This window comes from Shewanella halifaxensis HAW-EB4 (genome assembly GCF_000019185.1).
Classification (GTDB): domain Bacteria; phylum Pseudomonadota; class Gammaproteobacteria; order Enterobacterales; family Shewanellaceae; genus Shewanella; species Shewanella halifaxensis.
On sequence record NC_010334.1, the window covers coordinates 2430738 to 2456934 of the forward strand.

Below are 26197 nucleotides of genomic sequence, written 5' to 3' on the forward strand. Positions count from 1 at the left end.
TAAAATCTATCTACGATAAAAGCTTTCTCCACCTCAGTATTGCTAGTAACAGTTAATCAGTATATTGGTGAACTAATCGTTCAGTGGAATACACCTTGTGATTGTTAGTGGCAGTATTTATCAGTAGAGCTGCATTTACCCTGTCAGAACTGTAGATGTAGGCTATTACAATCGATAAGTTGTTTAATATAAGGGGCTGCGATCCCTATAAATGTTAAAATCGACACCGGTATCCGGATTTGTGCATTTGTTTAGGGTCAAAGAGGGCACAAAAGTAGGCCTAAAACATTCTGCTTTGTAATTGTTTTACTTAAAAATAGCTGAAAACGCTTAAACACCGCCCAAGTTGGCCAGCAAATCACCGCTTGGCAACTATTTGTGTTTTTTTGCTTGCAACAATCACGCTATCGCCATACTATAGCGCTCGTTCCAAGGCAACAGCCAAACGAACAGCAAGAACACAGTCGCGGGATGGAGCAGTATGGTAGCTCGTCGGGCTCATAACCCGAAGGTCGTTGGTTCAAATCCAGCTCCCGCAACCAATTCTTGAACAATACAACCGTAGCTCAGTTGGTTAGAGCACTACCTTGACATGGTAGGGGTCGGTGGTTCGAATCCACTCGGTTGTACCAATTCTCTGATAGAAGAATTAAAAGTCTATTATCCTGTCGCGGGATGGAGCAGTATGGTAGCTCGTCGGGCTCATAACCCGAAGGTCGTTGGTTCAAATCCAGCTCCCGCAACCAATACAACCGTAGCTCAGTTGGTTAGAGCACTACCTTGACATGGTAGGGGTCGGTGGTTCGAATCCACTCGGTTGTACCAATTCTTTGATACCAGAATTAAAACAGTTATTAGCGTCAAAACGGACGTGGGATAGAGCAGTGTAAAAGCTACTCGGACTCAACTTGTTTATAAAAAACATGGCGAATATTGTTGCCAGTTTTTTTGAGAAGTAATCCTGTTTTCGCAATCAATTCTTTTATAGCAGAATTAAAACAGTTATTAGCGTCAAATCGGACGCGGGATGGAGCAGTATGGTAGCTCGTCGGGCTCATAACCCGAAGGTCGTTGGTTCAAATCCAGCTCCCGCAACCAATTCTTTTATAGCAGAATCAAACAGTTATTAGCGTCAAATCGGACGCGGGATGGAGCAGTATGGTAGCTCGTCGGGCTCATAACCCGAAGGTCGTTGGTTCAAATCCAGCTCCCGCAACCAATTCTTTTATAACAGAATTAAACCAGTTATTAGCGTCAAATCGGACGCGGGATGGAGCAGTATGGTAGCTCGTCGGGCTCATAACCCGAAGGTCGTTGGTTCAAATCCAGCTCCCGCAACCAATTCTTTTATAGCAGAATTAAAACAGTTATTAGCGTTAAATCGGACGCGGGATGGAGCAGTATGGTAGCTCGTCGGGCTCATAACCCGAAGGTCGTTGGTTCAAATCCAGCTCCCGCAACCAATTCTTTTATAGCAGAATTAAAACAGTTATTAGCGTTAAATCGGACGCGGGATGGAGCAGTATGGTAGCTCGTCGGGCTCATAACCCGAAGGTCGTTGGTTCAAATCCAGCTCCCGCAACCAATTCTTTTATAACAGAATTAAAACAGTTATTAGCGTCAATATGGACGCGGGATGGAGCAGTGTAAAAGCTAGTCGGACTCAACTCGTTACAAAACATGGCGAAGGTCGTTGCTAATTTCTTGTAAAAAGTAATCCAGCTCCCGCAGCCAATTCTTTTATAGCAGAATCAAAACAGTTATTAGCGTCAAATCGGACGCGGGATGGAGCAGTATGGTAGCTCGTCGGGCTCATAACCCGAAGGTCGTTGGTTCAAATCCAGCTCCCGCAACCAATTCTTTTTAAAAGAATAAAGTTATACGTAGGCCAGCGAAAGCTGGTTTTTTTGTGCCTGAATTTTAATTACATTCCAATTAATCATCTCATACCAATCAGTAATGAGTTGTGATCTAATATAAGCATCACACTTAATAAGTATCCCCATTTGAAAATTTATAGTGCTGAAGAGATCTTGGCTTTGTCTAGAGCAGAAAAGGAGCCCGTAAACTGATCTGATTACTGGCAGGAGCCTTATTTCTTGAGGATCAGGCCGAACAGAAGTTGCCTAACAGTGTTAACGCCTGGGTGGCAAAATATCTTACGAACAGCCCTAAAAGATTAGATGTCAAAAAGAATAAGGCGCGTGATCGCTATTTAACCTCAATTCAAAAGCAGCAACTTAGTGCTCATATAGTAGAACAATGCATGAGTTCTTCTGGAAAACTGTTATTTCTTTAGAAATAGACCGACAGGGGTCGCAATCCATAGCTATATCCAACAGCACTATCAGGTTTAAAGATGAGGCTCGCTTTGGACATCAGAACACTACCACTCGTTTATGGGCGAGAAGATTCACACGACCACGAGCCATACGTCAGCAACAGTGTGAATATGTTTATTTTTTTAGGGCCGCTTGTCCACAAATAGAGCAAACAGAAGCGATAGTCGTTCGATACTTAAATAAAAACATTGTGAGTCAGCATCTATCGCAGATAGCAGAAAGAATGAAACCGGGGAGACATGCTGTAGTGGTTATGGTTAGCATACGGCAGACATTGCGGATGAGTTTACCAACCTAAGTATTATAAAATTACCCCAATGCATACCCGAACTTAACCTTATAGAACAAATAGGGAGTTGGTTATGACAAAACCATCGTGATAATCGCAATTTTCAGGGTTACGAGGATATAGTGTATGCCTGCTCGTATGCCTGCTCATATGTCAGGAATAACTTCACCAGTGATACAAAAAGAGTTTTGTCACCATGCAGGAGGGAGTGGGCAATAACGATTAAATGTTAAGAAGGAATGGCGATTACATCGCGTTCGTTTTTTAATCTTTCTGGCTAATCTACTAGTTCCTATGAATAATCTTGCTGCGTATGTTTAATTCGTGTGTGCGGGTATTGGGGGTGTCATGTCCTAAATGTGTAAACACATTCTAGGACATGACAAATACTAGGATAAGACTGGTAAATAAAAAGGCCAACTCCGGTAGAGTTGGCCTTTTGTTTGTAACTAGCGCTGAGCTAGATAGCTGTTAATTAGGCCGCAGCTAATTAGATTGCAGAGTGAATAACACCCCTTTTTTGAACGTATCTCAAGCGTGCGGCAAACATTATCGCAGCGCTCGTAAGACCGGCAATTAGCCCTATCCAGAATCCTTGAGCGCCCATATGTGGCACGATGATATCGGTACGGGCCAATGTATAACCTAAGGTCATCCCCACACCCCAGTACGAAACTAAGGTGATGTAAAACGCGCTGCGGGTATCTTTATATCCACGCAGAGCACCAGCGGTAACGACTTGAACTGAATCTGATAACTGATAGAAAGCAGCATAGAACATTAAGCTACCTGCCAGCGCTACTACTTCTGGGTTGTCATTATAAAGTAGTGCGATTTCATTTCTAAATAGCACAGTAATGATCGCGGTACAGGCTGCTAACGAAAACGAGATCATCAGTGCTAGCTTGGTCACTAAGGCTGCAATTTCAGGCTTGTCTTGTCCTAGGTAATAGCCGACACGAATTGATACTGCGATACCGAGTGACAATGGCAACATAAATACAATCGATGAAAAGTTAAGTGCTATCTGATGTCCAGCGACAACAGTTGCGCCTAAAGGTGCAAGTAATAGTGCGATGATTGCAAATAAACTCACTTCAAAAAACAACGCCATAGCTATCGGAAAGCCATGTTTTGTCATATCGAACATGACTTTAAAGTCTGGCATGTGAAAAGATTTGAACGGAGCAAGCTCTTTAAACTTCTTATGGAATTGCATATAGATAATCATGGCGATAAGCATTGCCCAGAACACTAATGCAGTAGCAACACCACAACCCGCGCCGCCCATAGCAGGCATACCAAAGTGACCATAGATAAAGATGTAGTTAGCTGGGATGTTAACGGCTAAGCCGACAAAACCTATGACCATAGTGGGCAAGGTATATGAGATCCCTTCGCTACAACCTCTTAATACTTGATAAAGCACGAATGCAGGTACGCCCCACATGAAGCCATTTAAATATCCAATACCGAGCCTGGCCATTTCGGGCTCAAGCTCCATCATGGTGAAAATATTCTCTGCAAATGAGAGGATAAGCACCACACCCACACTGCCAATTATGGCAATATAAGCAGCTTGGTAAGCTAATGGTTGAATCGCCTTTTGATTGTCTGCACCATGATGGTGAGCAAATACTGGTGTAAAGGCCATTAATAAACCTTGAACAAACAGCAAGGCAGGTAGCCACAAGCTAGCACTGATAGCAACGGCTGCCATATCGACGGCACTGACGCGACCGGCCATGACGGTGTCAATAAAGCCCATCATAGTTTGTGTTACTTGAGCGATTAGCACTGGCAGTGCTAATTGAATTAAGCGTTTGGCTTGAAAGCCAGAATGGTTCATGAATACAGCCCTTAATACTAACGAGAGATAAAATGTTTACAGGTATAGTTCAAGCAACATGTGAAGTGTTGGCGATAGATAAGAAATTAGGCTTAAACACGCTACAAATCGCAATTGGGCCGGATTTGCGCGAGGGACTTTCACTAGGGGCAAGTGTCGCAAATAACGGTGTTTGTTTAACAGTTACAAGAATAGAAGATGATAGGGTGTTTTTCGATGTAATGGAAGAGACCCTTAAGCTAACTAACCTATCAAAACTGAGAGTCGGATCACAGGTTAACATCGAGCGCTCTTTAACGTTCGGAAGTGAGATTGGTGGCCATATTTTATCGGGCCATGTACACACTCAAGCTGAAGTTGATTTGGTCAGCTCAACTGACGAGCATTATGACATTCGTTTGAAGGTTGAGCCTAAGTGGATGAACTACATTCTGTATAAAGGTTTCGTTGGCGTGAATGGTTGCAGCTTGACCGTTGGTGAGGTGACTGACACTAGTTTTATGTTGCACTTAATTCCTGAAACGCTAAAACTAACCAATTTAGATAGCTATGTTAAAGGCGATAAAATCAACATAGAAATAGACAGCCAGACCCAAGCGATAGTTGATACCGTTGAGCGAGTACTCGCTAAGCGTTTTGAAAATCAATAATCTTGCTTTCCACTCATGACGCAAGCAGGTCTTGACTTACTCTAACTGTGATTTAGTAGATCTGCTCGTCATCTGAGTCAATAAAAAACTCAATCTTATGCTGTGCTTCATCCATATGTAGACGCATATGGATTGGGTTACAACACACTCGGCAATCTTCATAATAATCTTGGTCGCCACAAGTTGCATCGATATTGATATGTTGGTGGTGTCCGCAATGGGGACAGCTAATCGTCTTGTTGATGAATCTCATATTCACGCTCCCATAAATCCTACTGCGCTTCGTCCTCCATCTACAGCAATGACCTGGCCCGAGATATAAGACGAACTGACTAAGTGAGAAACAAGCTTGGCAATATCTTCAGGGTGACCAAGCTTAGCTAACGGGATTGCACTTAACACCGCTTGTTGCGACTGTTTATCAGACTGTTCTGGCCATAAAATTGCGCCGGGTGATACACCATTAACGCGTACATCTGGTGCCAACTCTTGAGCCAATGATAACGTCGCCATCTCAAGTGCAGCCTTAGATATAGAGTATAGTCCATGATCTTTTAGTGGTCGTCGCCCATGGATATCTAGCAAGTTAATTATGCAGCCGTTATGCCTAGCCAATAACGGACTTAATGCTTCCGATAGTAAGTAAGGTGTAATTAGGTTTGTCGCAAGCAATTGTTGTGCTTGTGCAAAGGTGGCTTCAGCAGTGGGGGTCGGAGTAAAACTAGCAGCGTTATTGATTAAGACCGACAGTGAGAGCTGAGATGATTTAATTTGTGAGACTAGCTGATTTACCGCGTCAGCTTGAGCTAAGTTTGCCTGCGTCATGATTGCAGAACCAGCGCGCTTTGTATTGAGCTTATCGCATAATGCTTGGGCTTCATTAACTGATTGCCCATAATGAATGACAATATTATAGCCATCATCATGAAGCTGAGTCGCAATAGCGAGCCCAATCCGTTTTGCTGCACCTGTGACTAATGCCCAAGTTGTCATATTTAATCCATTCATTACTGATTAATGAGAGGGCCACAACGTAACGAACGTAAGCCACTATAATGACATCATAGCCACAGTAAAGAGGTAATAGAAGACGAGTTTTACAATTTAGCTCGGTTTCGAGTTGAGCTGTAATGGCTTGCTTATTAATAATAGAAGCTATCGATATTGTTCTACTTGGTTTATACATGCTAAGAAAGCACTCCTGCGAACATCAATGCATTAACCATTATGGCCTCCTTATTAAGTTGCGCATATGTTATCAATATGGCGTGAGTAAACGATGATAATAACTCTTTAGTTTCATTGTACTTACCCTTGATTTTTCAGCTTGTTTCATAACAAAAACTAATGTGCTGGAAAACTTGCATCACATAGCAGCTATCACTTAGAATTACCGGCTTGCGCGCTGGAAAACACAGACTCCAGTAAGGTCTAGTCCCAGTAGCGTAAACACATACTTAATTTTAAAACCAAGTGGCCCTACGTAGGGGTCACCACTGGAAAAGGAATCATCATGCCTGTTATTACACTTCCTGACGGAAGCAAACGTGAGTTTGCTAACCCTGTTTCTACTTTAGATGTTGCTGCCGATATTGGTCCTGGTCTTGCTAAAGCGTGTATCGCTGGTCGCGTGAACGGTGAGCTTAAAGATGCGTGCGATATAATTGAAACTGATTCAGAACTTTCAATCATCACAGCTAAAGATGAAGAGGGCGTAGAAATTCTTCGTCACTCATGCGCTCACTTGCTTGGACATGCGATCAAGCAACTGTTCCCAGAAACCAAAATGGCTATCGGCCCAGTTATCGATAATGGTTTCTACTATGACATTGACTTAGATCATAAGTTGACTCAGGAAGACATCGATGCGTTAGAAAAGCGCATGGCAGCACTTGCAAAGACAAACTACGCCGTTGATAAGCGTGTTGTGAGCTGGCAAGAAGCGCGTGATACCTTTGAAGCGCGTGGTGAAGATTACAAGATGGCGATCTTGGATGAAAACATCCCGAAAGATTCTACGCCAGCGCTTTATCACCATGAAGAATATATCGACATGTGTCGTGGTCCGCACGTACCAAACATGAAGTTCTGTCAGAACTTTAAGTTGATGAGTGTTGCTGGTGCATATTGGCGCGGTAACTCTGACAACAAGATGTTGCAGCGTGTTTACGGTACAGCATGGGCAGACAAGAAAGCCCTTAAAGTACACCTTAACCGTCTTGAAGAAGCGGCTAAGCGTGACCACCGTAAAATTGGTAAGCAGCTTGACCTTTACCATATGCAAGAAGAAGCACCTGGCATGGTGTTCTGGCATAACGATGGTTGGAGCCTGTTCCTAGAGCTTGAGAAGTTTATTCGTCAAAAGCTTGGTCAGTACACCTACCAGGAAGTTAAAGGTCCATTAATGATGGACCGAGTATTGTGGGAACGTAGTGGTCACTGGGATAAGTACTCAGACGCTATGTTTACAACAAGCTCAGAAAACCGTGAGTACGCTATTAAGCCAATGAACTGCCCTGGCCACGTTCAGATCTTTAACCAAGGTCTTAAGTCATACCGTGACTTGCCACTTCGTATGGCTGAATTTGGTTGTTGTCACCGTAATGAGCCATCGGGTTCACTACACGGCCTAATGCGCGTTCGTGGCTTTACTCAAGATGACGCACATATTTTCTGTACTGAAGAGCAAGTTCAGCAAGAAGTGAGTGCGTGTATCAGGATGGTGTACGACACATACGCAACATTCGGTTTTAGCAATATCGTTGTTAAGCTATCGACTCGCCCTGAAAAGCGTATCGGTGATGACGATATGTGGGATCGTGCAGAAGAAGCGCTTAAGAAAGCACTTAAAGCAAACGACATCGAATTTGAAATTTTACCGGGCGAGGGTGCGTTCTACGGACCTAAAATTGAATTTACATTGCATGACTGTCTAGACAGAGCGTGGCAATGTGGTACAGTGCAGCTCGATTATGCTCTGCCGGGTCGTTTAGGTGCAACTTATGTTGCTGAAGATAACAGTCGTCAAACACCTGTTATGATCCACCGTGCGATTTTGGGGTCATTAGAGCGTTTCTTGGGTATTCTAATTGAAGAGTACGCAGGCAAGTTCCCAGCTTGGTTGTCACCAGTTCAAGTTGTTGTCATGAATATTACCGATAAACAGTCCGATTATGTGGATAATGTCGTTAATTTATTTAAAGAACATGGAATTCGTGCAACTAAAGACTTGAGGAATGAGAAGATTGGCTTTAAAATACGTGAACATACTTTAAGGCGAGTGCCTTATTTGCTGGTCGTTGGCGATCAGGAAATGGAAAATAATGAAGTAGCGGTGCGTACCCGTGAAGGAGTTGACTTAGGTAAGATGCAACTCGAAGAGTTTGCAACTAAGCTCAAAAACCAGATTTCGCTCCGTAGTCTCAATTTGTTGGAGGATTAGGTCATAAAGATCAAAAAAACAGCAGGGCGCCAGGCGGCCCCGAACAGAATTAACGAGCTCATTACTGGTGTAACAGAAGTCCGTCTTAACGGTCTTGACGGTGAGCAACTAGGCATCTTGACTATTAGAGAAGCACAGGAAGTAGCTGATGAAGCAGGTGTTGATTTAGTAGAAATCAGTCCTAATGCTGAGCCGCCAGTTTGTCGTGTTATGGACTACGGTAAGTTCCTTTTTGACAAAGCCAAAGCTCAAAAAGAACAAAAGAAGAAGCAGAAAATTGTACAGGTGAAGGAAATTAAATTCCGTCCCGGTACAGACGAAAACGATTACCAGGTAAAACTACGCAACCTGACTCGTTTTCTAGAAGACGGCGACAAAGCGAAAGTAACGCTGCGTTTCCGTGGTCGTGAGATGGCTCACCAAAGCCTAGGTATGGATCTTTTGAACCGTATCAAAGCTGATTTGGAAGTCATTGCAGTCGTGGAGTCTTTCCCGAAAATGGAAGGTCGCCAAGCTGTTATGGTTCTCGCGCCGAAAAAGAAATAGTAAGGCAACCATAAAAGTAACAGGGGTCTGTTAAGGTCTCTGTTCGCCTTGCGTTTTATTAATTGTCCCAATGCGGAGTTTTAGCAATGCCTAAAATGAAAACAGACAAGGGTGTACAAAAGCGTTTTAAGAAGACCGCTAACGGTTTTAAGCGCAAGCAAGCCCATTTACGTCATATTTTGACCAAGAAGAGCACTAAGCGTAAACGTCACTTACGTGCAAAATGTCAAGTAGCTAAGTCTGATGTGCCAGCAATCGCACGTCAACTACCATACGCTTAATTAAAGGAGCAATGAACAATGCCTAGAGTTAAGCGTGGTGTAACCGCTCGTGCTCGTCACAAGAAAGTACTTAAATTAGCTAAAGGTTATTATGGCGCTCGTAGCCGTACTTACCGTGTTGCTGTTCAAGCAGTAACTAAAGCTGGTCAATATGCTTACCGTGACCGTCGTCAGAAGAAACGTCAATTCCGTCAACTATGGATTGCACGTATCAATGCGGCATCTCGTCAAAATGGTCTATCTTATAGCCGTTTCATTAATGGTTTGAAAAAAGCATCAATCGAAATCGACCGTAAGATCCTGGCTGACATCGCTGTTTTCGATAAAGTTGTATTTGCAACTTTAGTTGAAAAAGCAAAAGACGCTTTAGCTAAGTAATTAGTTTAGAATCTTTTGAAAAAGGGAGCCCTAGGGCTCCCTTTTTTATGCCTGAAATTCGCAACACTTTTATACCAATTACATTAAATATTTAATCAATTCAGAAGCGCTCAAGCTTTTCAATTCAAGGCGCATGGACGACAGAATGGTTATTCCCTTGTGAGTCGATGCAAAGCAGAGGTGGAATGCTTGAGCGCTTCCCACTGAATGAACAGATACTTAATGCAATTGGTATTATTTGGGCAAAAGATAGCGACAAAAAAAGCAGGCTAATGCCTGCTTTTTAACGTTGCCGTAATCTATCTAAGTTGATTAGTTCTTCGCGTCTAGGAAACGCTCTGCATCTAATGCTGCCATACAGCCAGTACCTGCAGAGGTAATAGCTTGGCGGTAATGTTGATCCATGACATCGCCTGCAGCAAATACACCTTCGATGCTAGTTTGTGTGGCATTACCATCGAGACCACTTTGAACTTTGATGTAGCCATTGTTCATCTCTAGTTGGCCTTCAAACATTTCGGTGTTTGGCTTATGGCCGATAGCTACGAATACACCCGCAACTTCAAGATCTGTGATGCTGTCGTCTTTGGTGCTCTTCATCTTAAGGCCTGTCACACCCATTTGATCGCCAACAACTTCATCAAGCGTATTATCTAAATGTAGAATGATGTTGCCGCTCTCAACTTTGTCCATTAGGCGCTTAGTTAAGATTTTTTCACTGCGGAAACTATCGCGGCGGTGAATAAGGTGAACTTCAGATGCGATGTTACTTAGGTAAAGTGCTTCTTCAACAGCGGTGTTACCACCACCAATGACAGCAACTTTTTGGTTACGGTAGAAGAATCCATCACAAGTAGCACAAGCTGATACGCCGCGGCCTTTAAACGCTTCTTCAGACTCCAGACCTAAATACATGGCTGATGCGCCAGTAGAGATGATTAGAGAGTCACAGGTGAACTCACCGTTGTCACCTTTAAGCTTAAAAGGGCGCACGTTTAAGTTAACTTCGTTAATGTGATCAAAAATGATCTCTGTTTCAAACTTCTCTGCATGCTTTTGCATACGCTCCATTAGTGCAGGACCGGTAAGATCTTCTGCATCGCCTGGCCAGTTTTCAACTTCAGTCGTGGTGGTTAATTGTCCACCTTGCTGAATACCTGTGATCAATACAGGCTTTAAATTTGCGCGAGCGGCATAAACTGCAGCGGTGTAGCCTGCTGGGCCAGAACCCAGAATAAGTAGTTCACAATGTCTAGCTTGGGTCATTAGTTTCTCCGTTCTTTAACGAATGCGGGATAGCAAGGGGGATCGCTTCCCGCTTGTTTCACGAAATTGGACAGATTGTATGGAATTTAAGGTGATCGGTAAAGCTCTGTATTTAGCTTTAGCCCCTATGCTGCATGGTCATCATTGTGATATTTAGCTGTTTTTGTGGGTTTTGGCTGCTCCTCATCACATTTTGGTTTATTCTATATCGCAAAGATCGACCGTCGGCTTGTTTGCAGCGTCAAAGCATAAAGAGTCAAATCGTATAAGCAAAAGTAAAAGGAAGTGTTATGCGTATTACCGCGAATTTTGATAGTGGCAATATTGAAGTTATCAATCAGGATAATAAAGATGATATTCAGTTAGCGATCCGTCCGGATGAAGGCGGTGAGTTTTTTCAGTGGTTTAACTTCAAGCTAGAAGGCGTAGTTGGCTCCCAGTACATACTCAATATCGTTAACGCTGACAAAGCTTCTTACACCAAGGGCTGGGAAGACTACCAAGCGGTAGCAACGTACGACAGACAAAACTGGTTTAGACTGCCCACCCAGTACAAGGACGGTAAGCTAACGATTCAAGTCGACTTAGATTGCGATGCGATTCAGATTTCGTACTTCGCACCATACAGCTACGAGCGTCATCAGGATCTATTGGCTGCAGTTCAGGTGCATCCACAAGTGAGTCTTGAGCATCTTGGTTTGACGCTAGATGGTCGCGATATGACTTTGGTTAAGATTGGCGACGGTGATGAAGAGAAAGCCAATATCTGGATCACAGCGCGTCAGCACCCAGGTGAAACGATGGCCGAGTGGCTAGTTGAAGGCTTGATAAACAACTTGCTTGATAGTGATTGCCCTACAGCCAAAGCACTATTGGATAAAGCTAACTTCTACATCGTTCCCAACATGAACCCTGACGGGAGTGCTCGTGGACATCTGCGTACTAATGCCGTGGGCACAAACTTAAATCGTGAATGGAAAACGCCTTCACTAGAGAAGAGCCCTGAAGTGCTACACGTGGTTAATAAGATGAAAGAGACCGGTGTGGATCTTTTTTATGATGTGCATGGTGATGAAGGCTTACCGTATGTGTTTTTAGCGGGTTGTGAAGGTGTTCCAGCCTTTACCGAAAAAGACGCAGCGCTCCAACAAGCATTTGTTGATGCACTATTGATGGCGAGTCCCGACTTCCAGAACGAGTTTGGTTATGACAAAGATGCACCGGGACAAGCTAACTTAACTGTGGCGTCAAACTGGGTCGCTCACACCTTTGGCTGTCTTTCAAATACACTTGAAATGCCATTTAAAGACAATGCCAATATGCCAGACCTTATGGCAGGCTGGTCCCCTGAGCGTTGTATTTATCTTGGTGAAGCATCGTTAATTGCGATGAACGCAGTGGTTGATAAACTTAAATAAGTGGATGCGGTAAACTAAGAGGTAGCCAATGGCATTAGTGAATTGTCCTAGCTGTAATAAACGTATATCGAGCATGGCTAAAGAGTGTAATCATTGTAAGGCGAAGATCTCGCCTGACAATGAAAGCCTTAAAGTGATTAGCCACATTAAGCGTTCGAATCAGTTAATGAATCAAAGTTTTTTGGCATTAACTCTATTTATCGGAGGCGTGGTAACTTGGTTCTGGGGCGGTGAGCCAGCTGAAGGGCTAAGATCCTATATTGCACTTGGTGCATTTGCGTTGGGTTTTGTTGGCTATTTAATTACTAGACTGCAAATTGTGCTGCATAAACGGAAGAAAGTATGACCGACATAAACAGAGTTATTGATGAGATGCCAGATGATGTGTATCAACGTTTGCTCAGCGGTGTTGAGCTGGGTAAGTGGGACGATGGCACGGTTTTGACGCCAGAGCAACGCGCATCGACTCAACAGGTTGTTATGCTTTATCAAGCTAGAAGGCTAAAACAAACGGATCACTTCACGATTAATAGTGAAGGTCAGGTTAATGAGCTATCTAAGTCTGAGCTTAAAAATCAGTTTAAGGGTGAGTCTATCGCCGAGTTTAAAGAGAAAGAGCTTTAACTAAAACTTGAACGCAAAAAAGGGCCCCAAGCATGCACTGCTTAGGGCCCTTTTATTATATCCATCTTCGTTAATCAGCGGTTAACTCGCCAGCGATAGAAGTCTTCATCGCGACGCGAATTTCCTCGGGTGTCATATCCGTAGATAGCAAGAAGTGTAATTTTGTCAGCGCAGCTTCAGTGGTCATATCATAGCCGCTGATCACACCAGCTTCTGCCAAAGCGTTACCTGTAGCATATCCTTCCATATTGACTCGACCTTGCATGCACTGAGTTAAGTTGACGAGTACGATACCGCGTTCGTGTGCATCTTTTAGGGTTTTGAGTAATTCAGGGGTTTGTGGAGCATTGCCAACACCAAAGGTCAGTAAGATTAAGGCTTTAACTGGCTGCTGCAAAATATTGGCAAAGATCTCGGTATTGATACCAGGGTAAAGGGTCACAACCCCTATGGGTTGCGGGCTTATCTTGGCAACCTGTAAAGACACATTATTATCAATTTTTGCGCGCTTACCAGCATGCCAACGGATCTTAATTCCGGCTTCTAAAAGCAGCGGGAAGTTTGGCGATGCAAAGGCATTAAAGCCGTCGGCATGGGCTTTAGTGGTTCGATTACCGCGAAATAGTTTGTTGTTAAAGAATAAGCAGACTTCGGCAACAGGATAGTTTGCCGCTATATATAGGGCGTTGAGTAGGTTTGTTTGACCGTCTGATCTCAGCTGGGCAAGGGGAATTTGCGAGCCAGTTACGATAACGGGCTTTTGTAAGCCTTGTAGCATGAAGGAGAGAGCCGATGCGGTAAATGCCATGGTGTCGGTACCATGGAGGATCACAAAGCCGTCATACTTATCGTAATTGGCTTTGATGTCATCGGCGATCATCTGCCAATCGGTCGGTTTCATATTTGACGAGTCGATCAGCGGAGTGTACTCACTAATTACAAAATCAGGCATTTCATCATGGTAAAACTCAGGCATAGATTTGACGCAGCCTGTAAGAAAGTCGGCAACAGGGGCAAAGCCATGTTCGGTTTTTTGCATACCAATGGTGCCGCCAGTGTAGGCTACGTAGATAGATCGTTTAGTCATTTGATTTTGTTTTTTAGTTTCGATTAAATCACGATGTAGGGATTATATACCCAAAGTGGATAGAGATGCAGACAATAAGGGTCATTAGCTGAGGTAAGTATAGGGTTATATGTCAGTAATGAGACCTTTTACAAAAGTCAGTGGATTGATAGGGGAAATGAATGAGCCCAGCGATTCGCTGGGCTCATTTGTTGGTCTACACCTGTACTTCACATTTATGCATAACGGTTTTTAGTAATTACAGGTATCGCAATACAAGTAAACACCGTTTGGATCGTCAAATGACTTAAATTCATCAATCACACTCGACCACTGTGACAAGACCGTTTCAAGTACACTAGATTGAGCGAAACTTTGCGGCATATAGCTCGACGCTGACGCTAACATCTCTTGAATAAACTGCTCTTGTGGAGAAAGCTCTCTTTCGATGACTTCAGTGTCGTACTGTTCAAGCTTGGCCATTTGTGCCGCTTTAGTGACGGCATCTTGAAGCTCTCCTAAGCCATCAACAAGGCCTAACTCTAATGCCTTACGTCCTGTCCATACCCGTCCCTGAGCAATGCTATCGACATAATCTAGGCTCATATCGCGCTCTGATGCCACCAATGAGATAAAATCTTGATAACCGCGCTCAATATGGCGTTGAATAATCGCTTGAATTTGAGGAGACAGACCTTTGGTGACTGAAAAACCAGCCCATTCTGATGTGCCCACACCATCAGTGTGAACGCCAATGCTGGCTAACGAGTCTTCGAACGTGGTCACCATGCCAAAGATCCCGATGGAACCCGTTAATGTGGTTGGGGTTGCATAGATATAATCTGCACTCGCTGAGATCCAGTAACCGCCCGATGCGGCATAACTGCCCATGCTGACGATGATTGGCTTGTTAGCTGCTTTTATCGCTAACACTTCTTGTCTAATCTCTTCAGAAGCGAAGGCGCTACCACCTGGGCTGTCTACACGGAGTACGACAGCTTTAACTGAATCATCAAAGCGAGCTTGTCTTAATAACTCTGAAGTACTCTTACCACCAATTTGGCCTGCAGGTTGTGAGCCATTGAGAATATTACCCTTGGCAACAATAATACCGACTTTGTCGTTTAGAGATAGAATAGGGTGAGTTTGAGTGACCGACAGATAATCATAAAAATCGATATGCTTATAAGAATCCCCATCCGCCGATTTACCTACGGCATCAACCATAACAAGCCTAAACTCATCGGTGGTTTTAAGGCCATCGACCCATTTCATATTCAGCGCCATTTCAGCCGATTTACCGTTAGCCTTATCGAGCTCGGCAAGGTAATTATCTGCGCTTAGTGATAAATTATTGCTATCAATACCACGGTTAGCGGCAACAGTATCAGCATAGCTCTGCCATAAATCGTTTAATAGCACTAAGTTAGCTTCTTTAGCTGCATCAGACATATCGTCGCGAATAAACGGCTCTACTGCGGACTTGAATGTGCCGACTCTGAAAACGTGTGCATTGATTTTTAGTTTGTCTAAAGCTGATTTGAAGTAAAGGCGGTAGCGGGCCAAGCCTTCAATTTCAACACTCCCTTGTGGGTTGAGATAAACTTTATCGGCAAAGCTGGCAAGGAAATATTGATTTTGACCATACCAATTACCGTTAGCCACAACGGTCTTGCCTGTGGCCTTGAAAGATTCGATAGCATTGCCGATTGACTGAAGTTTGCTTATACCAGTGCCGTGTAGCATCCCTAAGTCTAACACCATCTGGTTGATCCGTGTATCCGTTGCGGCGTTCTCAATAACGGTTAACACGTCAGCCAATAAAATCTCACCGCTACCGTCGGCCTCATTTCCGCTTTTCATGGCGGCTTCGATGGGATCTACTTGGCGCTTTTGATCAACAATCACTCCTGATAGATTGAGTACCAACGCGGAACCATCTTCTACTTCTACCCCATCATCTGTGGTAAGACTTACAATGATAATAGCAATCACGCCAAAGAAAATAAGATTAAGAAAAAGCTTCCTTAGTCCATTGACGGTATTCCATATAAGGAGGAACATCCTTTTAAATATTGAGGGTTTAGTGGGCATTAGCCACTCCTTTCTAGCTTAATTGACATAATGCTAACTGAAATCTGCGAGGAAAGGAAAATTCAATTGTAAAGGAATCTATTAGCAGGCTTATTGAGCTTATTGTTTACACAGGGTATGCTGGATTGAATCACTTGTTTAAAAAGGATGTTTGAATGTCGTTTCCGCATTTATTAGAACCCTTAGATCTGGGGTTCACCCAGTTAAAAAACCGTGTGTTGATGGGTTCAATGCACACAGGTTTAGAAGAAGAAAAGGGCGGTTTTGAGAAACTGGCAGTGTTTTATAAGGAACGTGCGCTAGGTGGTGTTGGGTTAATCGTTACCGGAGGGATCTCGCCTAACCTACGCGGCCGTCTTGCCCCTAACGCTTGCCAGTTAAGCTTTCCTTGGCAAGTCAAAAAACACACCAAAGTGACCCAAGCGGTTCATGAGGCTGGCGGCAAAATTTGTATGCAGCTATTGCACGCAGGACGCTACGGTTATCATCCGTTCTCAAGTGCGCCGAGTAAGATTAAATCGCCTATCACCCCGTTTACTCCGTCTGCTATGTCAACAAGACAGGTCTCCTGTACGATTAAAGACTATGTCACCAGCGCAGCATTAGCCAAAAAAGCGGGCTATGACGGCGTGGAAGTGATGGGCAGTGAAGGTTACCTGATTAATCAGTTTGTTAGCTCTCGTACCAACAAGCGAACCGATAAGTGGGGCGGCGGCTTTGAAAACCGTGCCCAATTCCCGATAGAGATCGTTAAACAAATTCGCGCTAAGGTTGGCTCTGATTTTATTATCATCTTTAGATTGTCGATGTTAGATCTTGTTGATAATGGCTCCACTTGGGAAGAGGTGGTACAACTCGCTAAGTGGCTAGAGCAAGCAGGCGTCACCATCATCAATACAGGGATCGGTTGGCATGAAGCGCGCGTTCCGACCATAGCCACCAGTGTGCCTCGCGGCGCATTTTCTTGGGTGACAGAGCGTTTGATGAAAGAGATGTCTATCCCGCTGATAGCGACCAACCGCATCAACACGCCTGAAGTCGCTGAGCATATCATTTCATCCGGCCAAGCGGATATGGTATCGATGGCGCGTCCTTTCCTGGCCGATCCTGATTTCGTCAACAAAGCGGCGGCGAATACACCTGAACTAATCAATACTTGTATTGGCTGTAATCAGGCTTGTCTTGATCATACCTTCGCTCTGAAGCGCGCAACCTGTCTTGTTAACCCTAGAGCCTGTTATGAAACTGAGCTGAACTTTACGCCAGCTCAGCATAAGAAGCGCATTGCAGTGATGGGCGCCGGACCTGCCGGAATGGCATTTTCAATTTATGCGGCGAGGCGCGGCCATGATGTGGTGCTGTTTGAGGCTAAATCAGAGGTGGGCGGCCAGTTTAATCTTGCACGTAAAATACCAGGCAAAGAGGAGTTTAATGAAACCATTCGTTACTTCCTTAATCAAATAAAGCTGCACAAGGTGGAACTACGTTTAAACACTCGTCTCGATGCCAGTGTCGTCCGAGATGAGAAGTTCGATGAAATCGTTATATCGTCAGGTGTAATGCCTAGACCGATTGAGCTACCTGGTTTTGATAACCCTAAAGTGGTCGACTACCAAAAAGTACTCAATGGTGAAGTGCAAATAGGCCTGAAGGTCGCGCTTATCGGTGCCGGTGGTATTGGTTTTGATATGGCGCATTTCCTTTGTGAGTCAGAGTCTTCGACGCTGGATCTCAATCGCTGGTTAAAGCAGTGGGGGATAGATAAAGACTATAAAGAACCGGGCGGTTTGACGGAACCTGTGCCAGAAGGTAAGCATAGACAAGTGTACTTATTGCAACGTAAGGCCACCAAGATGGGTAAGGGGCTGGGTAAAACTACGGGGTGGATCCATCGCTCAGTACTGAAGCAACATCAAGTGACAATGAAAACAGGCGTGAGCTACGAGAAGTTTGACCAGCAAGGTTTGCATATCAAGGTAGAGGGTAAAGCCGAAGTGCTAGATGTCGATAATGTCATCTTGTGCGCAGGGCAAGTATCAAATACTGAGCTTGTGGATGAGATGAAGTCTACTGGTATACCCGTGCACCTAATCGGTGGCGTTGATGTTGCTGCAGAGCTAGATGCCAAGCGCGCAATTCGCCAAGGTGCGGAGTTAGCTATCGCGCTGTAAATTAACGAATGCCGCTACTCTTTTGATATAGCAGGTAAGCATTTAAAAAAACCTGATTATGCAGATGCATAAACAGGTTTTTTTGTGTTACAAAGGCACTTTAACAAATCATCATTATGGTGATTAAATCTGTTGTTCAAATACTTTATTTGACCTTACCAAATACCTGCCCCATTTTGTACAGCATATCCTCTTGTGTAACCTGAATATCAATGTCGTTTCTTTCAAACAACATTATCATATCGGAACCGCCAAAAAGGAAATTACCAAATTCATCACCCTTATTCAGATAGTCACCTTCGTCTACACTGAAATTACATGATGAAATAACATCCATACCGATCGGTAAGCAGGCGACAAGGCCGACTGGAGAGTCAATAACCATTAGGCCTCGCTCCTGCGAAAACTGATAATCAGTACCGTCGGAAGCTCCTAAATGACCTTGCTCATCTCTAGTTACATTAGCAAAAACGTCTCCTGAAAGTTGCTTTAGCTCTAAGATCGTACCTCGCACAGGTGTATGGTATCTGTGATAAGTCAAAACCGTTAGATAACTATGAGTAAATATGCCGTTCTTAAATCTGTCGGCATATTTTGTGTGTTTTAGTAATTCTTCAATACTATATGTATTTCCTTTAGATACGCTGATAGTGTCCGTTTCACTTATTTTCCAAGTGCCTTTGTATACACTGTCTGCTGGCACCGTGATGACCTTATCATCAGCCATATTTTTGTGAATTTCATTTCGGTCTTCATCTGGATTTGAATCAAGGCCTTTAGCCGAATTTTCGTAGGCAAGAGTCTTAGCGCCGATAGGACGTTTGCCAGGTTTAATATTTCTGCAGAAAAAAGCATTGAATGAGTTAAAGCCTCCAGGCGGCACGATGAAGTTTTCAATGACAAAACCTTTGTCATCAATAAAAGATTGCAGATCATTACTTGATTGTGGACTATTGAGGAAGGCACCAAACTGTTGAGTATACAAAACCATCCAGTTTTTAAACTCAGCAAAATTTGGATCTTTCTGAAACTTATTACTGCCTTGGCTGATAATAAAATATATGCCATGAAACAGATCGCTAAATGTGGAATCTGCAGGCGTAGTAACCAGCATTTTATCTAGGTACTCGTAGAAACCATCTAGATTAGAGATAGCAGTATCACTGTATGGAGGAATCCATTCTGCTTTTTCGATGCACTTTATTAGTTCTAATCGGTATTCTTGCTTTGATTCTATAATGTGTTTCAAGTTCCGTACGATACTTGTAGTGCTAGTCATCTCTTATTCCTCTGTATATTTGTTAAAATTTAACGCTAAATCCTATTGAAAATAAGCTTAGTTCATAAAACCTTTTCAACAAGCTTCCATACTTTTATATATGACTGTTAATGTACGGTGACAAATAATGGTAGAAATGCTTATGGAGGGAGTGGTTAAAGCTATCTGTTTTCTAGATGTACGTGACGGTGAATTTAAAAGGATAATTAAACATTAACTCAAACTGAATATTCTATCTATTCAAAGGAATAATTCACGCTTACTTCACGAACTATCGACTATGGTATTGGAATTGGCATTAAAGTCAGCAGTATAAGTGGTATGTACTATAGTATTGATTACTAATGAAACGTTAGTCATATGTCTATGCAGATAGACTTAATAGTGACTAGGTTTAGATCACTAATACTAGAGTAAGGATTATATATAGAATGGCCTATTTAGTCGTTCTTAAACGCTGTTAAGCATTAAGTAGAGCATGGCAAGCGACTTGTAAAATATCGAGTGCAGGGGCATCGTGTGCTACGTGTACTCTAGCGGATAGAGACCGTTAATATATAAATTTTAGTCAACGATTTATAAGGGGTAATGACATGAAAAAAGTACTATTAGTAAGTGCATTGATATTTGCATCATCAAGTGTATTCGCAGCTCAAACAAGTGACCCTCAGGGCGGCTTCATTGGCCCTAGTAATGTAAGTGTTAAAACAGTTGCAGTTGCTTTAGAAGCCAAGGATGACACGCCTGTAGTATTAACGGGTTATATCGTGGCTAGCTTGGGTGATGAAGCCTACAAGTTCAAAGATGAGACTGGAGAAGTCATCGTTGAAATTGATGATCGTGACTGGAATGGCGTTGAAGCGACTCCTGAAACCAAAGTCGTGCTTGAGGGTGAGGTTGATAGCAGTTGGTCTTACACCCAAATTGATGTTGATACGGTTAAATTAGCAAAATAGCTTTATAGTGCATAACTGTGTGGCGATATTGCTTTGCAGTGACTTAGATTTGTAGTGATATAGCTTTACAGTGTAGGTTCCGAGCTAAATTGACAAGTCTATTAGACCAGTAGTATTTGCTACTGGTCTTTTTATTTCCATTTTCTTGTTGTCAATTTTCAGGCTTAAACCTTTAGTCAAACAGGAGCACTTTTTGGTAAGTGCTAGAACATCTGTTGCTCTGTAGAGGTCGCTTGCTGACAGTATGCCAGTCGGTGTCTGATGCTATCTAAATATTGAGAGGCTTGATTATCAACCAAATACCAAAAAGAGCTTGTTTGCTCAGGTGTTTGGTTAAAGAACATTAGCTCACAGGCTAGTAGTTTTTCTTGAGTTGAATGATGTAACCAGATTTCAATGGGGCTTGCCGCTAAATATTTCAGTAGCTTTAGGTTTTCTGTAACCAATTTATCGTTATCTTGGTTCAACTTGAACTGTGCTTGGTCGTGCACTTTTTTGAGTAATATAAAAGGGCATTGCTCTATGTATTGGCCCTTGTTTAGCTTGGCTTTATTGTTTGGTTCTTGGAAGGGATCTGGTTGGGTTAACATCAACTCAGGCCAGTTAAGCTTGGTGTCTGGTAAACCTAATGCAATACGACGCTCCCCTAGCCAGTTATGGACCATACAAGCTAAGTAGTCATCACTTTGCATCGTTAACTTACGCTTAAGGCTTGGTAGTAGTGACATACGCTTAACATTTAGCTGGCTAGAAAGCCTTGTCATCAGCACGGTGGTCACCAATCCGGTCGACGGCCAACAGTGAAGTTCTTTTTCTAAAGACTCTGCTATCTCAATAAGCTGCAGTGTTAATGACTCCTGCTCAGCTTCTGCAAAAGGAGCGGTGACAACAAAGGGGCTCTTTGACCCAACAAATGGGCCGTTGGAGATATTGATGAGCATGCTTTGTTTTGAATCTTGCTTGTCGTGAAGTTTTGTACCGTTAAAAATGAAGGTTGCTCCGCTTGATGGGATATCCCACTTTCCGTTTGCATTACCGATAATGGTCACTTTACTTAGTATGGATAATAGCTTAGTTGAGCTAACTGTCTGCATTTTCGCCTTCAGATTAAAGTCACTTTGCGGACGATTATATCAATGAACACAACAAGATTGTTTGATTGTTATATATTTTTTAGCATTTGTATCTGCGAGTGATACATTGAGGAAGCCTTCTATTTTGAATGCAGACTAGGTCCGAACGGGAGCGAGCAGAGACTGGTATTTTGATGGAGGGATAAAGCAAATGATTTTTTAGCTAATGAAGTATGTATCAAGCCCCTTATACCAGATAGTCAGCAGCGACTAAGTAGTCGCTTGATACCAGTTAAGAAGGGGCTAAGAGGAGGAAAAAATCTTAAAGTACTTTAGCAGTAGCTGATTGATGTGTGGGAACTCGCACAACCACTTCTGCACCCTCTGCTGAAAGCGCTAAGTCGATATCCCCATCAGGAATGCAGCAGCAGGGCAGGCATTCATCGGCTTCTAATGTGACAAGCGGCTCACGAAAGTAGCTGACCTTACCTGCCTTTACTTTAGTCTTGCACTGGCCACAATAGCCACTGCGACATTCTGAGAATATCTTTACTCGCTTTTGTTCAAGCGCCTCAAGCAGGGTTAAGTGTTGCTGATTAAACAGCAACACAGGCATGCCTTGAAGGCTCACAATCGGAGCCTTCTTAAAGCTTGCTTGACTAAAGTCTTGTGGTTTATAGGTCAAAGTCTGAGAACTCATCGTCATCGATTGATGAATCGATTTGACCCACAAGGTAAGAGGAGACTTCTACTTCTTGAGGCGCAACTTGCACTGAATCACTTTCTAACCAGTTCTTCATCCATGGAAGAGGGTTGGTCTGTTCAGCATATGGTGATGCAAAATTAACGGATTTCATGCGTTCGTTGGTGATGTATTCAACATATTGGCACAGGATTGTTTCGTTTAGACCAATCATTGAACCATCTTTAAATAGGTATTTAGCCCACTCTTTTTCCTGTTCAGCAGCTTTTACAAAGATATCAATAGCTGTTTGTTCACACTCTTTTGCAATCTCAGCCATTTCTGGATCATCTTTACCACCTTGCATGATCTTTAAAATGTGTTGCGTACTGTTAAGGTGCAATGCTTCATCACGAGCAATTAGACGAATGATCTTGGCATTACCTTCCATGACCTTGCGCTCTGCAAAGGCAAACGAGCAGGCAAAGCTGACGTAGAAACGGATAGCTTCAAGTACGTTGACCGATACCATACACAAGTACAGGGCTTTTTTGATTTCACGTGTTGTGACTTCAATGATTTCACCGTCGATCTCGTGGCTACCTTCGCCCAACAAATGGTAAGCCTGGCTAAGCTTGATCAGGTGGTCGTAGTACTTAGCGATATCGCTTGCACGCTTTAAGATCTCTTCGTTTTCAACGATATCGTCAAACACGATTGAAGGATCGTTAACAATGTTACGAATAATATGGGTGTATGAGCGCGAGTGAATTGTCTCTGAGAAAGACCAAGTTTCAATCCAAGTCTCTAGCTCTGGTAGTGATACCAAAGGCAAGAAGGCAACGTTTGGTGAGCGGCCTTGGATTGAGTCAAGTAGTGTTTGGTATTTAAGGTTTGAGATAAAGATGTGCTTCTCATGCTCAGGTAGTGCTGCGTAATCGATTTTATCACGGCTGACGTCGACTTCTTCTGGGCGCCAGAAGAAGGAAAGTTGCTTTTCGATTAGCTTTTCAAATACTTCATATTTTTGTTGATCGTAACGCGCTACGTTTACTGATTGCCCAAGAAACATAGGCTCTAGCAGTGCATTATTTGGTGTTTGACAAAATGTAGAATAGGCCATTTTTCTATCTTCCGATAATGGGGGCTAGGCCCCCTTAAATTAACGATTAATACTAATGATTAACTCTTGGGTTAGATCTTACATGCGCCGCCAGCGCAACTGTCATCTTCTTTCTCAATGGCAGTGATATCGTCAAGACTATCTGAAGCCCCATCACGAGTATTGTGATAGTAAAGTGTCTTCACACCATATTTATAAGCGGTTAACAGGTCTTTCAATAGTACCTTCATCGGTACACGGCCCCCCTCAAAACGAGTAGGGTCGTAGTTGGTATTCGCCGAAATAGACTGATCAACAAACTTTTGCATCAATCCGACTAACTGCAAGTAACCATCGTTATTAGGCATTTGCCATAATAGCTCGTAGCTATACTGATATTTTTCAAAATCAGGTACCACTTGCTTTAGCTGGCCATCTTTACTCGCTTTAACACTGATTAAACCACGGGGTGGCTCAATACCGTTAGTTGCGTTAGAGATCTGTGAAGAGGTCTCTGACGGCATTAGCGCTGAAAGCGTAGAGTTACGTAGACCGTGTGTCTTGATCTCTTCGCGCAGTGTTTCCCAGTCGAGGTGCAATGGTTCATCGCAAATCTTATCTAGATCACGCTTGTAGGTATCAATGGGTAGAATACCCTTAGCGTAAGTGGTTTCATGAAACGCTGGACAAGCCCCTTGCTCTTGAGCAAGCTTCATTGAGGCTTTCAATAAGTAAAATTGAATGGCTTCAAATGTTTTATGGGTAATGCCGTTAGCTGAACCGTCTGAGTAACGTACGCCTTCTTTCGCTAAATAGTTGGCAAAGTTGATTACGCCTATACCTAGAGTACGGCGATTCATCGATGCTTTCTTAGCAGAGATGATTGGGTAATCTTGGTAATCAAGCAGGTTATCAAGTGCACGTACGGCAAGATCAGCCAGTGGCTCAAGTTCATCTAACTTCTTAATTGCACCTAAGTTCAATGCTGAAAGTGTACAAAGTGCAATCTCACCATCAGGGTCGTTAATGTTGTTTAACGGCTTAGTGGGTAGTGCAATTTCAAGGCACAAGTTAGATTGACGAACTGGTGCCACTTTAGAGTCAAATGGACTGTGAGTGTTACAGTGATCCACGTTCTGAATATAAATGCGGCCCGTAGAGGCACGCTCTTGCATCATCAGCGAGAATAACTCTACCGCTTTAATCTGCTTCTTACGAATGCTGTCATCGGCTTCATATTTAAGATATAAGCGCTCAAACTCTTGTTGATCTTCAAAGAATGCATCGTACATTCCAGGCACATCTGATGGACTAAATAAGCTGATCATGCCGCCTTGGATAAGGCGTTGATACATCACCTTGTTGATTTGAACGCCATAATCCAAATGACGAACACGGTTATCATCAACACCACGGTTGTTCTTAAGTACCAACAGCGACTCAACTTCAAGATGCCACATTGGGTAGAACAAGGTAGCAGCGCCACCGCGTACGCCGCCTTGAGAGCACGACTTTACCGCTGTTTGGAAGTATTTATAAAATGGTAAGCAACCTGTATGGAATGCTTCGCCACCGCGGATAGGGCTACCAAGTGCGCGAATACGGCCTGCATTGACACCAATACCGGCACGTTGAGAAACATACTTAACGATTGATGATGATGTGGCGTTAATTGAGTCTAGGCTATCACCACATTCAATCAGTACACATGAGCTGAACTGACGAGTTGGCGTGCGAACGCCAGCCATAATTGGCGTAGGCAGTGAAATTTTGAATAATGATGTCGCATCATAGAAGTCTTTTACGTATTTCAGGCGCGTCTCTTTTGGATACTTAGCAAAAAGACAGGCTGCAACCAAAATATACAGGAATTGCGCACTTTCGTAGATCTCATGGCTAACACGATTTTGAACTAGATATTTACCTTCTAACTGCTTAACCGCAGCATAAGAGAAGTTCATATCGCGCCAATGATCGATATAGCCATCAAGAATATCTAACTCTTCTTGGCTGTAATCTTCTAGAATGTGTGCGTCATACTTGCCTTGCTCAACAAGTTTAACGACATGATCGTATAGTTTCGGTGGTTCAAATTGGCCGAAGGCTTTCTTACGTAAATGGAATACAGCAAGACGAGCAGAAAGAAACTGATAATCAGGTGCTTCGGGGGAAATTAAGTCAGCAGCCGCTTTAATGATAGTCTCATGGATGGCTTCAGTTGCAATGCCGTCGAAAAATTGCAGGTGAGAACGCAGTTCTACTTCTGAGACTGAGACATTGTTAAGTCCCTTTGCCGCCCATTCAATAACACGATGGATTTTGTCGAGATCGATAGTCTCACGCTCGCCACTACGCTTTGTGACTGTCATATTGCTATTCATTAAAATAGACCTTGATTTTTATATTTATGAAAGTGACCCGTTCAGGTTCACCCTACGTTTCCCTGTAAACAAACCGTTTTTAACCGTAAAAACGCTAGGTTCCTTTTGTTGACACAAAAGACTAAATAGTGTCTAGCTTTGTTGCTTACACACTATATATGGTGTTTTGGAATTCAATATCTACAAGATAGTGAGGTTGTTGGTTTTTTGCAAGTGTGAACTTTGGGGGCAAGCTGTGGATATCTTGAGGATAATTGAGCCTGTTAGTGATGGCTAACCGTTAAAGCTTGTTTTGGTTTGATTTCCTT

21 protein-coding genes and 10 tRNA genes are annotated in these 26197 nt (G+C 43.1%); 20 read left to right on the forward strand and 11 right to left on the reverse strand.

The annotated features are described in order from the left end of the window. The first annotated feature begins 465 nt into the window (after positions 1-465). The 10 genes from SHAL_RS10480 to SHAL_RS10525 all read left to right on the forward strand — a co-directional run bounded on the left by SHAL_RS10480 (position 466) and on the right by SHAL_RS10525 (position 1856). Positions 466-542: transfer RNA gene (locus SHAL_RS10480), tRNA-Met, on the forward strand. A gap of 13 nt (positions 543-555) precedes the next feature. Continuing rightward, positions 556-632, forward strand: a tRNA-Val gene (locus tag SHAL_RS10485). A 37-nt stretch (positions 633-669) separates the two neighbouring features. Then, a tRNA-Met gene (locus SHAL_RS10490) sits at positions 670-746 on the forward strand. Positions 747-748: 2 nt separating this feature from the next. Next, positions 749-825, forward strand: a tRNA-Val gene (locus SHAL_RS10495). A 196-nt stretch (positions 826-1021) separates the two neighbouring features. Further along, positions 1022-1098, forward strand: a tRNA-Met gene (locus tag SHAL_RS10500). Positions 1099-1142: 44 nt separating this feature from the next. Next, positions 1143-1219: transfer RNA gene (locus SHAL_RS10505), tRNA-Met, on the forward strand. A 45-nt stretch (positions 1220-1264) separates the two neighbouring features. Then, a tRNA-Met gene (locus SHAL_RS10510) sits at positions 1265-1341 on the forward strand. Positions 1342-1386: 45 nt separating this feature from the next. Next, a tRNA-Met gene (locus SHAL_RS10515) sits at positions 1387-1463 on the forward strand. Positions 1464-1508: 45 nt separating this feature from the next. Next, positions 1509-1585, forward strand: a tRNA-Met gene (locus tag SHAL_RS10520). A 194-nt stretch (positions 1586-1779) separates the two neighbouring features. Continuing rightward, a tRNA-Met gene (locus tag SHAL_RS10525) sits at positions 1780-1856 on the forward strand. Between the two features lie 1265 nt (positions 1857-3121). Here SHAL_RS10525 and SHAL_RS10535 read toward each other — a convergent pair. Beyond that, the gene (locus SHAL_RS10535) at positions 3122-4480 is read right to left on the reverse strand and encodes an MATE family efflux transporter (RefSeq protein WP_012277109.1); all 1359 of its coding nucleotides are present in this window, start codon (positions 4478-4480) and stop codon (positions 3122-3124) included. A 32-nt stretch (positions 4481-4512) separates the two neighbouring features. On the opposite strand from SHAL_RS10535, the gene SHAL_RS10540 reads away from it, so the two are divergent. Further along, on the forward strand, positions 4513-5130 hold the full coding sequence (locus SHAL_RS10540; RefSeq protein WP_012277110.1) for a riboflavin synthase: 618 nt from the start codon (positions 4513-4515) through the stop codon (positions 5128-5130). Positions 5131-5182: 52 nt separating this feature from the next. Here SHAL_RS10540 and SHAL_RS10545 read toward each other — a convergent pair whose 3' ends face one another. After that, complete coding sequence (locus SHAL_RS10545; protein WP_012277111.1) at positions 5183-5383, reverse strand: CPXCG motif-containing cysteine-rich protein; 201 nt, start codon at positions 5381-5383, stop codon at positions 5183-5185. 2 nt (positions 5384-5385) lie between these two features. Next, positions 5386-6123 carry a pteridine reductase gene (locus SHAL_RS10550; protein WP_041415966.1) on the reverse strand — a complete coding sequence of 246 codons (738 nt, stop codon included), beginning with the start codon at positions 6121-6123 and terminating at the stop codon, positions 5386-5388. 520 nt (positions 6124-6643) lie between these two features. On the opposite strand from SHAL_RS10550, the gene thrS reads away from it, so the two are divergent. The 4 genes from thrS to rplT all read left to right on the forward strand — a co-directional run bounded on the left by thrS (position 6644) and on the right by rplT (position 9777). Then, positions 6644-8572 (forward strand): threonine--tRNA ligase, encoded by a 1929-nt coding sequence (gene thrS, locus SHAL_RS10555; protein ID WP_012277113.1) that lies wholly within the window; start codon positions 6644-6646, stop codon positions 8570-8572. Between the two features lie 3 nt (positions 8573-8575). Continuing rightward, on the forward strand, positions 8576-9118 hold the full coding sequence (infC, locus tag SHAL_RS10560) for a translation initiation factor IF-3 (protein WP_083758317.1): 543 nt from the start codon (positions 8576-8578) through the stop codon (positions 9116-9118). A gap of 86 nt (positions 9119-9204) precedes the next feature. Next, complete coding sequence (rpmI, locus tag SHAL_RS10565) at positions 9205-9399, forward strand: 50S ribosomal protein L35 (protein WP_012155497.1); 195 nt, start codon at positions 9205-9207, stop codon at positions 9397-9399. 18 nt (positions 9400-9417) lie between these two features. Then, positions 9418-9777, forward strand: coding sequence for a 50S ribosomal protein L20 (rplT, locus tag SHAL_RS10570; protein WP_012155496.1), 360 nt, complete (start codon positions 9418-9420; stop codon positions 9775-9777). Between the two features lie 312 nt (positions 9778-10089). On the opposite strand, the gene trxB is transcribed toward rplT, so the two are convergent. Beyond that, positions 10090-11043: a thioredoxin-disulfide reductase gene (trxB, locus tag SHAL_RS10575; RefSeq protein WP_012277115.1), complete on the reverse strand. Its 954-nt coding sequence runs from the start codon at positions 11041-11043 to the stop codon at positions 10090-10092. 290 nt (positions 11044-11333) lie between these two features. Between trxB and SHAL_RS10580 the strand changes: the two genes are divergently transcribed. Genes SHAL_RS10580 through SHAL_RS10590 form a run of 3 tightly spaced genes read left to right on the forward strand, consistent with a single transcriptional unit; the run spans position 11334 to position 13085 of the window. After that, a complete protein-coding gene (locus SHAL_RS10580) occupies positions 11334-12461 on the forward strand; it encodes a M14 family metallopeptidase (protein ID WP_012277116.1) in 1128 nt (375 codons plus the stop codon). Positions 12462-12489: 28 nt separating this feature from the next. Next, entirely contained in the window at positions 12490-12807 is a 318-nt protein-coding gene (locus tag SHAL_RS10585) for a hypothetical protein (protein ID WP_012277117.1), read from the forward strand. Then, positions 12804-13085 carry a YeaC family protein gene (locus SHAL_RS10590; RefSeq protein ID WP_012277118.1) on the forward strand — a complete coding sequence of 94 codons (282 nt, stop codon included), beginning with the start codon at positions 12804-12806 and terminating at the stop codon, positions 13083-13085. The genes SHAL_RS10585 and SHAL_RS10590 overlap by 4 nt, the downstream gene beginning before the upstream one ends. A gap of 70 nt (positions 13086-13155) precedes the next feature. Here SHAL_RS10590 and ansA read toward each other — a convergent pair whose 3' ends face one another. Together ansA and sppA are read right to left on the reverse strand one after the other, a co-directional pair. Next, complete coding sequence (ansA, locus tag SHAL_RS10595; protein WP_012277119.1) at positions 13156-14172, reverse strand: asparaginase; 1017 nt, start codon at positions 14170-14172, stop codon at positions 13156-13158. Positions 14173-14403: 231 nt separating this feature from the next. Continuing rightward, a complete protein-coding gene (sppA, locus tag SHAL_RS10600; RefSeq protein ID WP_012277120.1) occupies positions 14404-16245 on the reverse strand; it encodes a signal peptide peptidase SppA in 1842 nt (613 codons plus the stop codon). A gap of 155 nt (positions 16246-16400) precedes the next feature. Between sppA and SHAL_RS10605 the strand changes: the two genes are divergently transcribed. Beyond that, the gene (locus tag SHAL_RS10605) at positions 16401-18416 is read left to right on the forward strand and encodes an oxidoreductase (protein WP_012277121.1); all 2016 of its coding nucleotides are present in this window, start codon (positions 16401-16403) and stop codon (positions 18414-18416) included. A 145-nt stretch (positions 18417-18561) separates the two neighbouring features. Here SHAL_RS10605 and SHAL_RS10610 read toward each other — a convergent pair whose 3' ends face one another. Further along, on the reverse strand, positions 18562-19695 hold the full coding sequence (locus tag SHAL_RS10610) for a phosphatidylserine decarboxylase (protein ID WP_012277122.1): 1134 nt from the start codon (positions 19693-19695) through the stop codon (positions 18562-18564). Positions 19696-20288: 593 nt separating this feature from the next. Here SHAL_RS10610 and SHAL_RS10615 point away from each other — a divergent pair. Further along, a complete protein-coding gene (locus SHAL_RS10615) occupies positions 20289-20651 on the forward strand; it encodes a YgiW/YdeI family stress tolerance OB fold protein (RefSeq protein WP_012277123.1) in 363 nt (120 codons plus the stop codon). Between the two features lie 203 nt (positions 20652-20854). On the opposite strand, the gene SHAL_RS10620 is transcribed toward SHAL_RS10615, so the two are convergent. The 4 genes from SHAL_RS10620 to nrdA form a co-directional block, all read right to left on the reverse strand. Then, positions 20855-21745 (reverse strand): hypothetical protein, encoded by an 891-nt coding sequence (locus SHAL_RS10620; protein WP_012277124.1) that lies wholly within the window; start codon positions 21743-21745, stop codon positions 20855-20857. Between the two features lie 301 nt (positions 21746-22046). Next, the gene (gene yfaE, locus SHAL_RS10625) at positions 22047-22430 is read right to left on the reverse strand and encodes a class I ribonucleotide reductase maintenance protein YfaE (RefSeq protein WP_012277125.1); all 384 of its coding nucleotides are present in this window, start codon (positions 22428-22430) and stop codon (positions 22047-22049) included. Beyond that, a complete protein-coding gene (nrdB, locus tag SHAL_RS10630) occupies positions 22399-23529 on the reverse strand; it encodes a class Ia ribonucleoside-diphosphate reductase subunit beta (RefSeq protein WP_012277126.1) in 1131 nt (376 codons plus the stop codon). Before nrdB ends, yfaE begins: the two co-directional genes overlap by 32 nt. Positions 23530-23600: 71 nt before the next feature. Next, complete coding sequence (gene nrdA / locus SHAL_RS10635; protein WP_012277127.1) at positions 23601-25889, reverse strand: class 1a ribonucleoside-diphosphate reductase subunit alpha; 2289 nt, start codon at positions 25887-25889, stop codon at positions 23601-23603. Positions 25890-26197: the final 308 nt, after the last annotated feature.

Bases quoted from the DNA above. Each gene is read 5' to 3' on its own strand.
- SHAL_RS10535 (WP_012277109.1), bottom strand. From the start codon at position 4,480: ATGAACCATTCTGGCTTTCAAGCCAAACGCTTAATTCAATTAGCACTG.
- SHAL_RS10540 (WP_012277110.1), top strand. From the start codon at position 4,513: ATGTTTACAGGTATAGTTCAAGCAACATGTGAAGTGTTGGCGATAGAT.
- SHAL_RS10545 (WP_012277111.1), bottom strand. From the start codon at position 5,383: ATGAGATTCATCAACAAGACGATTAGCTGTCCCCATTGCGGACACCAC.
- SHAL_RS10550 (WP_041415966.1), bottom strand. From the start codon at position 6,123: ATGACAACTTGGGCATTAGTCACAGGTGCAGCAAAACGGATTGGGCTC.
- thrS (WP_012277113.1), top strand. From the start codon at position 6,644: ATGCCTGTTATTACACTTCCTGACGGAAGCAAACGTGAGTTTGCTAAC.
- rpmI (WP_012155497.1), top strand. From the start codon at position 9,205: ATGCCTAAAATGAAAACAGACAAGGGTGTACAAAAGCGTTTTAAGAAG.
- rplT (WP_012155496.1), top strand. From the start codon at position 9,418: ATGCCTAGAGTTAAGCGTGGTGTAACCGCTCGTGCTCGTCACAAGAAA.
- trxB (WP_012277115.1), bottom strand. From the start codon at position 11,043: ATGACCCAAGCTAGACATTGTGAACTACTTATTCTGGGTTCTGGCCCA.
- SHAL_RS10580 (WP_012277116.1), top strand. From the start codon at position 11,334: ATGCGTATTACCGCGAATTTTGATAGTGGCAATATTGAAGTTATCAAT.
- SHAL_RS10585 (WP_012277117.1), top strand. From the start codon at position 12,490: ATGGCATTAGTGAATTGTCCTAGCTGTAATAAACGTATATCGAGCATG.
- SHAL_RS10590 (WP_012277118.1), top strand. From the start codon at position 12,804: ATGACCGACATAAACAGAGTTATTGATGAGATGCCAGATGATGTGTAT.
- ansA (WP_012277119.1), bottom strand. From the start codon at position 14,172: ATGACTAAACGATCTATCTACGTAGCCTACACTGGCGGCACCATTGGT.
- sppA (WP_012277120.1), bottom strand. From the start codon at position 16,245: ATGCCCACTAAACCCTCAATATTTAAAAGGATGTTCCTCCTTATATGG.
- SHAL_RS10605 (WP_012277121.1), top strand. From the start codon at position 16,401: ATGTCGTTTCCGCATTTATTAGAACCCTTAGATCTGGGGTTCACCCAG.
- SHAL_RS10610 (WP_012277122.1), bottom strand. From the start codon at position 19,695: ATGACTAGCACTACAAGTATCGTACGGAACTTGAAACACATTATAGAA.
- SHAL_RS10615 (WP_012277123.1), top strand. From the start codon at position 20,289: ATGAAAAAAGTACTATTAGTAAGTGCATTGATATTTGCATCATCAAGT.
- SHAL_RS10620 (WP_012277124.1), bottom strand. From the start codon at position 21,745: ATGCAGACAGTTAGCTCAACTAAGCTATTATCCATACTAAGTAAAGTG.
- yfaE (WP_012277125.1), bottom strand. From the start codon at position 22,430: ATGACGATGAGTTCTCAGACTTTGACCTATAAACCACAAGACTTTAGT.
- nrdB (WP_012277126.1), bottom strand. From the start codon at position 23,529: ATGGCCTATTCTACATTTTGTCAAACACCAAATAATGCACTGCTAGAG.
- nrdA (WP_012277127.1), bottom strand. From the start codon at position 25,889: ATGAATAGCAATATGACAGTCACAAAGCGTAGTGGCGAGCGTGAGACT.